Consider the following 12,522-nt stretch of genomic DNA (forward strand, 5'->3'; position numbering starts at 1 on the left):
ATTAACAACCAAATAGTTGTTTTTAAGCACGGTTTATTTTATAAGTTCGTTCGCCTTGTCGTACACCAAAAAACTTTCCCAACCACGGTATAAAAAGTAGTCAACAAATTTCTTCTTTTTCTTAAAAACATTGGGTTCTTTTATGGAATTCGCTTTTTTTTCGGCAATAGTATTAAAAACGCCGATATACTCCTCGTCCGAAATATCTTCAAGTGCCTGATTTATATTAACTTTGCTAATGTCTTTTTTCTTTAATTCAAAAGATAAACGGCGTTTGCCCCAGTTCTTAATTTTGAACTTGCCACTAACAAATGTTTTGGCAAAACGTTCTTCATTTAGAAAGTTATGCTCAATTAGGTGTACAATAATAACATCTATCGCTTCGGGTATCATGTACATACCTTCAAGTTTTTGCGCAACTTCTTTATGGCAACGTTCTTGGTATGCGCAATAATGCTCCAGTTTTTTGGTAGCTTCTTGTAGTGTATATGTTTTTTTGGTTTGCTGCATGGTACCCCAAAAATAACAATTGAAACAGAAACTAGTAGTATAAAAAAATATAAAAACCAAATCTGACTGTACTAGGTAAACAGAAGTACACCTTTTAAACTTAACAACATGAAAAAAACTACCCTTATAAAGCAATTCTCTTTTTTCATTACCCTTTTTTGTGCGATGAATTTTGGGTTTGGGCAGACGACTTTAGCTCCTGGTGATATTGCTATTACTGGATTTAACTCAAGCTCTCCATACCAATTAACATTCGTACTATTAAAGGATGTTTCGAATACTACACAAATAAGTTTTACAGATAATGGTTGGAATTCAACTGATGGTTTACGCGATTCTGAAGGAACATTAACATGGCAAGCAGATTCTGATTTGCCATGTGGGACTGAAATATCACTATCGCGCGTAATCAACTCAAACCTTACAGTTTCTCATGGCTCTCTAGTTGCTAAAGGTAGTTTTGTTTTAAGCACAATTGGCGACCAAATTTTAGCATATCAAGGATCATTTTCATCTCCATTTTTTATATACACAATCCATTATGGCCCAAGTGGTTGGTCTGATGTAGACGGAAACTCTAATTTAACAAATATTCCTCCAGGATTAACTGATGGCTTAAATGCCGTTTATCTCGGAAATAATTCTAATGGTAATTATTTATGTTCTGTTACTACTAATCAATCTTTAATTCTAGCAGCAGTATCTAATGCTACTAATTGGGCTACAGGCAATACCCGATACACAACATTAGGTGGTTGTTCTTTTTCTTGTGATCCATGTCCAACAAGTACAACCTACACAGCATTAGGTGGCTGGTCAAATGGCACACCAAATAGCTTATCAAAAGCTGTAGTTATTGCTGATGATTATTACACAAGTTCTGGTGATATTACAGCTTGTAGTTTAACAGTTAAAGCTGGCGCCACTTTAACAGTTTCCAATGGTACTTATGTAGAAGTTGAACATGATGTTGAAGGGGCTGGCAATATTTATGTAGAAACAACAGGAGCATTTGTTCAAAAGGATGATGCTGGTGAATTTAAATTAACTGGCACGGCTTCCGTTAATAAACAAACACCAAATAAAGCAAACTGGTATTATTACACCTATTGGAGCTCGCCAGTTAAAGATGAAACCATAGGAAATGTGTTCCCCGATGTAGATGGGGATAGACGTTTTTGGTACAATGCAGCAAACTTTAAAGATGAACATACCGTTGGCACTACTGATGGTAATCCAGATGATGTTGATGACAATAACAATGATTGGCAATATGCTTCTGCAGGAACAATTATGGAGCCTGGTGTTGGATATGCAGTTACCGAAGCTCGAACTTTTTTATCTGGGGGTACTGGTACTGCTAACTTTGCAGGTGAATTTAATACAGGTAATATACCTGTTACTATTACGTTTGACCCAACCAACCCTGGTGAAAAATGGAATTTTATTGGAAACCCCTACCCTTGTGCCGTCGACTTTGACGCATTTTATGCGGCAAACATTGGTGAAATAGACGGTTTTGCAAATTATTGGTCCCAAGGTTCACCAGCGTTATCAAGTAATCCTGGAAACCAGCAAGTAAACTTTAACGCTGGTGATTATGCTATATATGCAGCTGCCTTTGATGGTAATGCGGGTGGTGCAGGTATTAAACCAACACAATATATTCCATCTGGCCAAGGCTTTTTTGTTAAAGCTAATCCTGCTGGAACTGGAACTGTAACGTTTACAAATGCGATGCGTGTAAAGGGAGATACCGATAATAGTCAGTTTTTCAAAAACACCAATACAAAAGCTAAAACGAATGCAACAGATGCCAATAAATTATGGGTTAACTTAACATCTGATAATGGTGTATTTGGTCAAATTTTAGTAGGCTATGTTGACGGAGCAACCGATGGTTATGATGTAACCGCTTATGATGCCCCTAGAACTGCTTCTGAAATACCTGCAACTTTATCTTGGATTATTGAAGGCTCAAACAAAAAGTTTGTGATTCAAGGTAAAGACGCCAATAGTATTAATGAAAATGAAGTTATTAAACTTTCGTTTAAAACCTCTATAAACGTTGCAACACTTTACACCATATCGATAGACCAATTGAAAGGTGATTTTTTAAATAGCAACACCATATTTTTAAAAGATAACTTACTTAATAAAACGCATAATTTATCGGCTTCAGATTACACATTTACATCGGCCGTTGGTGAGTTTAACAGCCGTTTTGAAATTACGTTTAGCAACCAAGCCTTATCGGTTGAAGATATTATTTCAAGTAAACACACGCTTAAAATTGTGGAGTTAGATAACGATAACGTACAGTTTAATACGTCAAACAATTTAAGTATTAAATCGGTTCACATTTTTGATATGTTAGGCAGACAGCTATATAGTTTTAAAGGTGATTCAACCTCAGAAACCTACAAACTTTCAAACTTAAACAACAGTGTGTTTATTGCAAAAGTTGAATTATCTAACGGTGCTGTAATTACTAAAAAGGCATTTAAGAAATAACATACAACTTCAAACAATAAGATTACTTCGTCGTACCTCCTCGTAATGACGTAAATACTATAAGGAAACGTCATGGCGAGGCACGAAGCCATCTGTTTATCGCAATACATCATGGCGAGGCACGAAGCTATCTGTTGTTGGGTTTAGTTTATAACATACAACTTCAAATAATAAGATTACTTCGTCGTACCTCCTCGTAATGACGTAAATACCATAAGGAAACGTCATGGCGAGGCACGAAGCCATCTGCTTATCGTAATACGTCATGGCGAGGCAAGTAGCTATCTGTTGTTGGGTTTAGTTTATAACATAGAACTTCAAACAATAAGATTACTTCGTCGTACCTCCTCGTAATGACGTAAATACTATAAGGAAACGTCATGGCGAGGCACGAAGCCATCTGCTTATCGTAATACGTCATGGCGAGGCAAGTAGCTATCTGTTGTTGGGTTTAGTTTATAACATAGAACTTCAAACAATAAGATTACTTCGTCGTACCTCCTCGTAATGACGTAAATACTATAAGGAAACGTCATGGCGAGGCACGAAGCCATCTGTTGTTGGGTTTAGTTTATAACTCACAACTTCAAATAATAAGATTACTTCGTCGTACCTCCTCGTAATGACGTAAATACTATAAGGAAACGTCATGGCGAGGCACGAAGCCATCTGTTTATCGTAATACGTCATGGCGAGGCACGAAACCATCTGTTAATGGTTTTAGTTTATAACATACAACTTCAAATAATAAGATTACTTCGTCGTACCTCCTCGTAATGACGTAAATACTATAAGGAAACGTCATGGCGAGGCACGAAGCCATCTGCTTATCGTAATACGTCATGGCGAGGCACGAAGCCATCTGTTAATGGTTTTAGTTTATAACATACAACTTCAAATAATAAGATTACTTCGTCGTACCTCCTCGTAATGACGTAAATACTATAACGAAACGTCATGGCGAGGTACGAAGCCATCTGTTAATGGTTTTAGTTTATAACATACAACTTCAAACAATAAGATTACTTCGTCGTACCTCCTCGTAATGACGATCAGCCATAAAAAATTAGACAAAATACATTTTTATGTATATTTAAGATTACAATTACAACATTTAAACGATATTTTTTGTTCTTTAAACTTGTTTTTTTCTATTTTTGAATAAAATTAATACACCACGTATTACTTTTTTTTAATTATGATTTTGCCCCAAAATTCCCTCCAAATTCATAATGTCTCTCACACACAAATATTTAAAACCAGACATTATGCGCAAAACTACCCTACTAAAAAAAACGATTTTCCTATTATTCGTATTTACAAGTGCTTTAAGTTTTTCTAAAAGCATGTTAAATAACCCTACAATAAGTACAAAATCAAGTACATCCCAATCTAGTATCACAGTTCAGGCAAATGACACTTTGAACAGTAATTTAGTTTATAAAAACTTAAATAACAGTAACAAAGAAAGCACCGTAATTTCTAATAAATTATGGTTCAATTTAACATCAAACAGCGGTATATTCAATCAAATATTGATTGGCTATGTAGAAGGAGCTACAGATGGTTTGGACGGCCCCACTTATGATGCGCCAAAAAACATTGGTAGTAATTATACGGCTTCGTTATACTCATGCATTCCTAATTCTACCAAAAAGTTTATTATTCAAGGAAAATCTCCTAACAGCATTCACAAAGGTGAAGTTATTAAATTAGGTTTTGGTAAAAAAACAGACCCTGCTTCGTTATACAAATTATCTATATCAAAATTACAAGGCGATTTTTTAAGCAGTAGTCCTATTTATATAAAAGATAATTTACTTAATACATGGCACGATTTAACAATTGGTGATTATACATTTACTTCGGTTGTTGGTGAATTTAACGACCGTTTTGAAATAAGGTTTGAAGCACCACTTTTAGCCACGAAGAATGAAACTTTACAACCTAAATCTCTTAAAATTGTTGAGTTAACTAACGACAATGTGCAATTTATTACATCAAACCATTTAAGTATTAAATCGGTCCAAATATTTGATGTATTAGGAAAACAGGTATATAATTTTAAAGGCAAAACAAATTCGGAAACCTACCACCTTTCAAACTTAAAGCATAGTATTTTTATTGCTAAAGTAGAACTATCAAACGGTACTGTAATTACTAAAAAGGCCTTTAAGAAATAAAGCCATCATCACGAAGCACGAAGCAATCTTTTAACTTTAATATTTATTAAAAGATTGCTTCGCAGAACTTCCTCGTAATGAATGCTTTTATAATTATTTATTTAAGAAGCTAACTTTAAATTAGGTTGTGCTATAATAGCATTTTTAATTAATGCTTGCCATTTTTCGATGCGTTGTAATTCAAAATCTTCGGTTAAATCATCGTCTACATCAAAAAAGGAAACTATTGTATTTGGTTTGCCAGACGTTTTGTAAATAAATTCTAAGGCTAAGCTTTTTAGCGATTGCGATTTATTAGCACCATTTTGATAGCTTTTAATAATGTTACATGCTTTAACCTCAATTAAGTTAATATCGTTAATGGTTTTAGATTTATCTGAATTAAATTTTATGTGAGTTATCGCTTTATTATCAGTACTAATACCAATAAAATTTTTGCGCCAAACTTCTTTTAGGCTATAAACCAACCCGTTACCTTTTATTATAGCTTCCGCTTGTTTTTTTACGCTCACTGTGTTTTTTGCACCGTTGTAAACAAATAAAAGAAAAGGAAGTACAACGCTTAAAACTAAAATGGTTGAAATAAATATTAATGAAATTTTCATCTTGTATGTTTTTTAAAATTAATTTTTTTTGAATAGATAGAGTAACCACTAATCGATTTAATGGTTATTTGGGTTCATAAAAAAAATTAATTTCTACAAGAAGGAATGAAACGGATATATAATACTTTGAGTCGTTAAGTTTAAATCGATAAAATCACAAACCTTTAAATATTGCGACTCATTTTCAAAAACCACAAGTTTTAAAATGTTTTTAGCGTAAAACTGGTTTTGGAAATTTGGTTCTTTCTCTGCGTTAAAGCTTACTAATTCTGGAAAAGAATTATTGGTAGTAATGGCTAAAGCATTAAAAGAATGATCGATTTTAACATCGTGGGTAGGCGTAGTTTTCTTTAAAGCCAGATCACCTTCAGTTTCACACAGAAACAAGGTAAATAAACTTAACGCAAGCGTTAAAAGTAAACTGTTAATCTTTAGCATTTAATAAAAAATTACAAAGTGTAAATGTATAAATAATGAATGTTAAAAAAATAATAAATTTTAATAAAACAAAAAATGCGAACCAAATGGTTCGCATTTAATATTATAAATGAACTATTTACTATCTGTGCATGTTTTTTATTTCGTTAATAAAAGTATCCAAATCAACACCATTCCTTACCAAGGTTAAAGCTTTATCTACAATATATTTTACGTTTACCGCATGAAAACCAAGGCCAACACCAATTTTATTTAATAGTTTATGTTCCGTGTCTCCTTTAATTTGATCTACATGTACCATACGCACCAAATCGTACAAACGCTCCAAGCGTCTATCGTACTCAATTGGTGGATTTATGGGGTGCGATTTGTAATTTTTTAAAATTAGTTTATAATCTTCTTGATTAACTTCTAAATTAGTGGCTAATCGGTCTAAAAATGCTTTTTCATCATCAGTAATCACACCATCATCCATGGCGACACGCACTATAGCAGCAAAATGGTCTTCATTACGCTTTTTAAATCCACTATCAAATAAATCTGAAAACGACATATATTTTTTGTTTTAAGTCTACAAACCTACATATTTTTTTCGTTTTTTTTTACTTGTTAAAATGAAATAAATATTTTAGATTCTTCTCCTTACACAAGTTAGTCAATAAAAATCATTTTTAAAAAAGTAATAAAATATTTTTTTTTTGGCATTACCGCTTTTAAGCTTGGTAGTCTTTCCTGTTTATCTTGAGCAGATTCGAAATGTGACATCTATTTTGCTTTTAATGGCAAAAAACATGCCGCTCTAAATATGAAATATGACGATTTAAATTTAATATAAATCGTAAGAGCAATCGTTAATGCGGCTTTCGATTAAGTCGGCGCTATAACATTAAAACAAAAATACTTATGAAATTCAATCAAAACATTTTTAAAATAATTCTAAACTGTATCTTTGCAATCTTAAAACCCGAATGTTAGGTGAGTAAAACCATAGTATCTCAAACCTATTTACAGACTTTGCAAACGCAAAATCTGCAAAATGCTATTGCCCAAACTAAAAGTAAAACACATTTAAAAGGACTTACAGGTTCTTCTTTTTCCTTCGTTATTTCAACTGTTTTCAATCAAAGTGAACTCCCTTTTTTATTGGTTTTTAACGATAAAGAAGAAGCCGCTTTTTACCTAAACGATTTGGAACAACTTTGTAACGATAAAGATGTGCTGTTTTACCCAGGCAGTTACCGCAGGCCATATCAAATAGAAGAAACTGATAATGCTAATGTGTTGTTACGTGCCGAGGTTTTGAACCGCATCAATTCGCGAAAAAAACCGGCCATCATCGTAACGTATCCCGATGCGCTTTTTGAGCAAGTAGTTACCAGAAAAGAATTGGAACGAAACACTTTAAAAGTATCGGTAAATGATAAATTATCCATCGATTTTGTAAACGAAGTTTTGTTTGAATATCAATTCAAACGGGTCGATTTTGTTACAGAACCTGGTGAATTTTCAGTGCGTGGTGGTATTGTAGATGTGTTTTCATTCGCCAACGACACACCTTACCGCATCGAGTTTTTTGGTGATGAGGTTGATAGCATTCGAACGTTTGATGTAGAAACACAACTTTCCATCGAGCAAACCAATAAAATTAATATCATCCCCAATGTTGCTAATAAACTATTGCAAGAAAGCAGACAAAGTTTCCTGCAATACATGGCGCAAAAAACGGTGGTGTGTTTTAAAAATGTTGATTTATTCTTTTCAAGAATAGACGATTTTTATTCGAAAGCCGAGGAAGCTTTTAAAACCCTGTCTTCTGATATTAAACATGCTCAACCAGAAGAATTGTTCTGTAATTCAACCCAATTAAAAAGGCAATTATTAGATTTTACAATTATTGAATTTGGTTCAACGGCTTTTTTCAAAAGTAACGTCATTGCGAGAGAAACGAAGCAATCTGTTCCATTGGATGAGATTGCTTCGTCAAAAACGACTCGCAATGACGACATCGTTTTTAACACAACCCCTCAACCTTCTTTCAACAAACAATTCGATTTGTTAATTGAAGATTTAAATACCAATTACGATAAAGGTTATACCAATTATATTGCTTGCGTAAGTGAACAACAAGCAAAACGTTTCCACGATATTTTTGATGATTCACATCTGGAAGTGAAGCCTTATAAAGCCATCGTACTTTCGTTGCATCAAGGGTTTGTAGACCACGATAACCAAATTGTTTGCTATACCGACCACCAAATTTTTGAACGTTACCATAAGTTTCATGTAAAAAATGGCTATGCTAAAAAGCAAGCCATCACTTTAAAAGAGCTTACCAATTTAGATATTGGCGATTATGTAACCCACATCGACCATGGTATTGGGCGTTTTGGCGGACTTCAAAAAATTGATGTTGAAGGCAAAAAACAAGAAGCTATTAAATTGGTTTATGGCGAGCGCGACGTCTTGTATTTAAGCATTCATTCTTTACATAAAATTACCAAGTTTAATGGAAAAGACGGAAAGCCACCCAAAATTTACAAGTTAGGAAGTGCTGCTTGGAAAACGCTTAAAGAAAAAACAAAATCGCGTGTTAAACATGTGGCGTTTAACCTTATAAAACTTTACGCCAAACGTAAAACAGAAAAAGGCTATCAATACAATCCAGATAGTTATATGCAACACGAGTTGGAAGCGTCTTTTATTTATGAAGACACACCCGACCAAAGTACAGCCACCGCCGATATAAAAGCAGATATGGAAAGCGAACGCCCTATGGACCGTTTAGTTTGTGGTGATGTAGGTTTCGGAAAAACGGAAGTTGCTATTCGAGCTGCATTTAAGGCGGTAGATAATGGCAAGCAAGTGGCGGTTTTAGTGCCAACCACTATTTTAGCCTATCAACATTCCAGAACCTTTGCAGAACGTTTAAAAGATTTCCCGGTAACGGTCGATTATGTAAACCGTTTTAGAACCGCTAAAGAAAAACGAGAAACCCTCGAAAATTTAGAAAATGGTAAAGTTGATATCATTATAGGTACACATCAACTGGTAAATAAATCGGTGAAATTTAAAGATTTAGGTTTGCTTATTGTAGATGAGGAGCAAAAATTCGGCGTTGCAGTAAAAGAAAAACTTAAAACCTTGAAAGATAATGTGGATGTGTTGACCTTAACCGCAACACCCATCCCTAGAACGCTTCAGTTTAGCTTGATGGCGGCACGCGATTTATCAGTTATCACCACGGCACCACCAAACCGCTATCCTATTGAAAGTCATGTGATTCGTTTTAATGAAGAAACCATACGCGATGCGGTGAGTTATGAAATTGAACGTGGCGGACAAATTTTCTTCATTCATAATCGTATTGAAAATATTAAGGAAGTAGCAGGTTTAATTCAGCGTTTGGTACCCGACGCTAAAATAGGGATTGGTCATGGGCAGTTGGATGGTAAAAAACTTGAAGAACTCATGTTATCTTTTATGAATGGTGCTTTTGATGTGCTGGTAAGTACCACCATTATTGAAAGCGGATTGGACGTTCCTAACGCAAACACCATATTCATTAACAATGCGAATAATTTCGGATTGAGTGATTTACACCAAATGCGAGGTCGTGTTGGGCGAAGCAATAAAAAAGCTTTTTGTTATTTTATCACTCCTGAATATTCGGCAATGACCGATGATGCCAGAAAACGTATCACCGCTTTAGAACAATTTACCGAGTTGGGAAGTGGTTTCAACATTGCTATGAAAGATTTGGAAATTCGTGGTGCTGGTGATTTATTAGGTGGTGAACAAAGTGGTTTTATAAATGAAATAGGTTTCGATACCTATCAAAAAATATTAAATGAAGCCATTGAAGAACTCAAGGAAAACGAGTTTAAAGATTTATATGAAGATGACGGTGTTGAAAAAGTGTATGTGAAAGATGTAACGATTGATTCCGATTTTGAACTATTGTTTCCAGATGATTACGTCAATAATATTGCCGAACGATTAAGTCTATACACGAAGTTAAACGATATAAAAACCGAAGCCGAATTACAAAAATTTGAAACCGAATTAATAGACCGTTTTGGTGAATTGCCTAAACAAGTAAACGATTTGCTAGATAGTGTTAAAATAAAATGGATTGCCACCAAAGCTGGCTTTGAAAAAATCGTAATGAAACAAGGTAAACTTATTGGTTATTTTATAAACGACCAACAAAGTAGTTTTTACCAAAGTAGTAATTTTACACGTGTTTTGCAGTTTGTACAATCAAATCCAAGCAGTTGTAAAATGAAAGAAAAACAAACCCGTAATGGTTTACGCCTTATGTTAACTTTTGAAAATATTAAATCGGTAAAACAAGCATTAAAAGCACTACAACCTATTGTGGTGTAATTATTGTTGTTAAATAAATAACTGAGCATCAAATATTTAATAATTTTATGCTCTAAAACTTTTGAAACTTATAAAAAACTATGTTATCTAGAATTCTTGCTTTATTAATATGCTTACCGCAAATACTTTTGGCACAACATACCATTAAAGGTGTGTTCAGTCCTGCCTCAAATTATAAGGTGGTTTTATTATATAAAGTAACCCCAACTGTATCGGATTATATTACAAATGTAGATGTTCAAAAAGATGGTAGTTTTCAATTTCAATTAGATGCTTCAGCTGCTCCAGGCATATATCGCATCGTTTATGCCGTGCCACAAGAAGACTTTAATTTTGATGTTATTTACAACGGAAAAGAAGATATTCTGCTTACTTTTAATACAGAAACGGGCATTTCATTTAAATCATCCGTAGAAAACAAATTACTGGCGTCTTACACGAGCAGTATGTCTGCCATTACCCAAAGTATTAGTAATTATTTTAGAGAAGGTAAAAAAGATACATTGGCTCTAAAAGCTATTTTTAGAACACAACGAGAAGCACAAACGCGTTACGAAAAACAAGCTGAAAATACCATTGCGTATAATTTTATAAAGGCAAATAAACCATACATTCCTAAAAAATATGAGGATGTTAAAACCTATGTGAAGAATTTAAAAATTCATTATTTTGACAACATAGATTTTAATAATAAAACATTACAAAGTTCTAGTTTTTTACAGGAGCGCATGCTTAATTACGTATTTGGAGTCTCTGCTGATGGTAATGACGACATGACTAATTACAAAAATAATATTGATGTATTTTGCAATGCCGTAAAAACAATTCCAGCTAATATAAAACGCATTTTGTTGGTTGATTTGTGGCAAGAAATGGTTGATCTAGATTTAGAACCCGTTGCAAACCATATTTCAAAAAACCATTTATTAGATGTTGCAAAGCTTTTAAAAGATAACGAACTTATTGAAACCTTAACACGCTACAGCAGTTTATCTATTGGGAATAAAGCACCCGATTTTTCTTTTGTAACAGAAAAAGATAATCAAAAAGTAACCAAAAAGTTGAGCGAATTAAACAGTGCCGAAACCTATATTCTTGTGTTTTGGAGTAGCAGCTGTTCTCATTGTTTAGATGAAATTCCGCAGTTGCAAAACTTTATCAAATCAAAAGTGAAAAATAAATTAAAGGTGATTGCCATAGGTTTAGAAGATGATGATAAGAAGTGGAAAGAACAAATTAAAAATTATCCCGATTTTATAAACGTTTTGGGCTTAGGAAAATGGGATAATAAAATAGGAAACGATTATGGTGTCGATGAAACTCCAACATATTTTATACTAGATAAAGACAAAAAAATTGTTTCTAAGCCTGAAGATTTTGATGTTTTAAAAGCTTATCTAGGCAAATAAAAAGTATTATTGAATATATCTCTTATAAGTTTTTAGACACTTATTGAGAAGCTCCTGTTTTTTTAGAAATTAAAAATGGTAAAAAGCATTTTCCAAATGCTCTATGTTATAAACTTTTCCTTGTTTTACAATCGCAATAATATCAAAGCGCACTTCAACATCAAACCCATTTACCGTAACATATTCATCAACCGCTTTTACTAAGCGTTGTATTTGTTTTGGTTTTACAAAGTCTTGCGGGTTTCCAAAATCGACTGTCGATCGTGTTTTTACTTCAATAATGGCTAGTATATTGCTCTTTTGGGCAATAATATCGACTTCGGCCTTATCAAAACGGTAATTCTTTTCAATAATATCGTAGCCGTTTTTCAACAGAAAATCTTCTGCAAGTTGTTCGCCTTTTTTACCTAATTCGTTGTGTTTTGCCATTTACCATTCTTTATTTGAACTAAATATATTAATTAAAACAAAGAAACG

Annotated in this window: 13 protein-coding genes; 4 read left to right on the forward strand and 9 right to left on the reverse strand. The window is 33.6% G+C overall.

Annotated features, from left to right (window positions below; translation table 11 throughout):
* Positions 1–33 precede the first annotated feature (33 nt).
* Positions 34–510, reverse strand: coding sequence for a regulatory protein RecX (locus tag EV196_RS02645; RefSeq protein WP_132214608.1), 477 nt, complete (start codon positions 508–510; stop codon positions 34–36).
* 108 nt (positions 511–618) lie between these two features.
* Here EV196_RS02645 and EV196_RS02650 point away from each other — a divergent pair, with 108 nt between their 5' ends.
* Positions 619–3,024 carry a T9SS type A sorting domain-containing protein gene (locus EV196_RS02650; protein WP_132214610.1) on the forward strand — a complete coding sequence of 802 codons (2,406 nt, stop codon included), beginning with the start codon at positions 619–621 and terminating at the stop codon, positions 3,022–3,024.
* 96 nt (positions 3,025–3,120) lie between these two features.
* On the opposite strand, the gene EV196_RS19815 is transcribed toward EV196_RS02650, so the two are convergent.
* The 4 genes from EV196_RS19815 to EV196_RS19830 all read right to left on the reverse strand — a co-directional run bounded on the left by EV196_RS19815 (position 3,121) and on the right by EV196_RS19830 (position 4,001).
* Positions 3,121–3,291, reverse strand: a complete 171-nt coding sequence (locus tag EV196_RS19815) for a hypothetical protein (protein WP_165876082.1) — start codon at positions 3,289–3,291, stop codon at positions 3,121–3,123.
* 252 nt (positions 3,292–3,543) lie between these two features.
* Positions 3,544–3,732, reverse strand: coding sequence for a hypothetical protein (locus EV196_RS19825; protein WP_207902802.1), 189 nt, complete (start codon positions 3,730–3,732; stop codon positions 3,544–3,546).
* Positions 3,698–3,886, reverse strand: coding sequence for a hypothetical protein (locus EV196_RS02655; protein WP_132214612.1), 189 nt, complete (start codon positions 3,884–3,886; stop codon positions 3,698–3,700). Before EV196_RS02655 ends, EV196_RS19825 begins: the two co-directional genes overlap by 35 nt.
* Complete coding sequence (locus tag EV196_RS19830; RefSeq protein WP_165876085.1) at positions 3,852–4,001, reverse strand: hypothetical protein; 150 nt, start codon at positions 3,999–4,001, stop codon at positions 3,852–3,854. Before EV196_RS19830 ends, EV196_RS02655 begins: the two co-directional genes overlap by 35 nt.
* A 291-nt stretch (positions 4,002–4,292) precedes the next feature.
* Here EV196_RS19830 and EV196_RS02660 point away from each other — a divergent pair, with 291 nt between their 5' ends.
* Positions 4,293–5,207: a T9SS type A sorting domain-containing protein gene (locus EV196_RS02660; RefSeq protein ID WP_165876086.1), complete on the forward strand. Its 915-nt coding sequence runs from the start codon at positions 4,293–4,295 to the stop codon at positions 5,205–5,207.
* A gap of 101 nt (positions 5,208–5,308) precedes the next feature.
* Here the strand turns inward: EV196_RS02660 and EV196_RS02665 are convergent, their stop codons facing one another.
* The 3 genes from EV196_RS02665 to EV196_RS02675 form a co-directional block, all read right to left on the reverse strand.
* Entirely contained in the window at positions 5,309–5,812 is a 504-nt protein-coding gene (locus tag EV196_RS02665) for a hypothetical protein (RefSeq protein WP_132214616.1), read from the reverse strand.
* Positions 5,813–5,905: 93 nt separating this feature from the next.
* Entirely contained in the window at positions 5,906–6,250 is a 345-nt protein-coding gene (locus tag EV196_RS02670) for a hypothetical protein (protein WP_132214618.1), read from the reverse strand.
* 121 nt (positions 6,251–6,371) lie between these two features.
* Positions 6,372–6,803: a tellurite resistance TerB family protein gene (locus EV196_RS02675; protein ID WP_132214620.1), complete on the reverse strand. Its 432-nt coding sequence runs from the start codon at positions 6,801–6,803 to the stop codon at positions 6,372–6,374.
* Positions 6,804–7,225: 422 nt separating this feature from the next.
* Between EV196_RS02675 and mfd the strand changes: the two genes are divergently transcribed.
* Entirely contained in the window at positions 7,226–10,636 is a 3,411-nt protein-coding gene (gene mfd, locus EV196_RS02680) for a transcription-repair coupling factor (RefSeq protein ID WP_132214622.1), read from the forward strand.
* Between the two features lie 80 nt (positions 10,637–10,716).
* On the forward strand, positions 10,717–12,045 hold the full coding sequence (locus EV196_RS02685; RefSeq protein WP_132214624.1) for a TlpA family protein disulfide reductase: 1,329 nt from the start codon (positions 10,717–10,719) through the stop codon (positions 12,043–12,045).
* A 69-nt stretch (positions 12,046–12,114) separates the two neighbouring features.
* Here the strand turns inward: EV196_RS02685 and EV196_RS02690 are convergent, their stop codons facing one another.
* Positions 12,115–12,474 carry a YraN family protein gene (locus EV196_RS02690; protein ID WP_132214626.1) on the reverse strand — a complete coding sequence of 120 codons (360 nt, stop codon included), beginning with the start codon at positions 12,472–12,474 and terminating at the stop codon, positions 12,115–12,117.
* Positions 12,475–12,522: the final 48 nt, after the last annotated feature.

The sequence above is a fragment of the Mariniflexile fucanivorans genome (genome assembly GCF_004341235.1).
GTDB classification, from domain to species: Bacteria; Bacteroidota; Bacteroidia; order Flavobacteriales; family Flavobacteriaceae; genus Mariniflexile; species Mariniflexile fucanivorans.

Excerpts from the sequence above, each read along its gene's own strand:
- EV196_RS02645 (WP_132214608.1), bottom strand. The coding sequence starts at position 510 with ATGCAGCAAACCAAAAAAACATATACACTACAAGAAGCTACCAAAAAA.
- EV196_RS02650 (WP_132214610.1), top strand. The coding sequence starts at position 619 with ATGAAAAAAACTACCCTTATAAAGCAATTCTCTTTTTTCATTACCCTT.
- EV196_RS19815 (WP_165876082.1), bottom strand. The coding sequence starts at position 3,291 with ATGACGTATTACGATAAGCAGATGGCTTCGTGCCTCGCCATGACGTTT.
- EV196_RS19825 (WP_207902802.1), bottom strand. The coding sequence starts at position 3,732 with ATGGTTTCGTGCCTCGCCATGACGTATTACGATAAACAGATGGCTTCG.
- EV196_RS02655 (WP_132214612.1), bottom strand. The coding sequence starts at position 3,886 with ATGGCTTCGTGCCTCGCCATGACGTATTACGATAAGCAGATGGCTTCG.
- EV196_RS19830 (WP_165876085.1), bottom strand. The coding sequence starts at position 4,001 with ATGGCTTCGTACCTCGCCATGACGTTTCGTTATAGTATTTACGTCATT.
- EV196_RS02660 (WP_165876086.1), top strand. The coding sequence starts at position 4,293 with ATGCGCAAAACTACCCTACTAAAAAAAACGATTTTCCTATTATTCGTA.
- EV196_RS02665 (WP_132214616.1), bottom strand. The coding sequence starts at position 5,812 with ATGAAAATTTCATTAATATTTATTTCAACCATTTTAGTTTTAAGCGTT.
- EV196_RS02670 (WP_132214618.1), bottom strand. The coding sequence starts at position 6,250 with ATGCTAAAGATTAACAGTTTACTTTTAACGCTTGCGTTAAGTTTATTT.
- EV196_RS02675 (WP_132214620.1), bottom strand. The coding sequence starts at position 6,803 with ATGTCGTTTTCAGATTTATTTGATAGTGGATTTAAAAAGCGTAATGAA.
- EV196_RS02685 (WP_132214624.1), top strand. The coding sequence starts at position 10,717 with ATGTTATCTAGAATTCTTGCTTTATTAATATGCTTACCGCAAATACTT.
- EV196_RS02690 (WP_132214626.1), bottom strand. The coding sequence starts at position 12,474 with ATGGCAAAACACAACGAATTAGGTAAAAAAGGCGAACAACTTGCAGAA.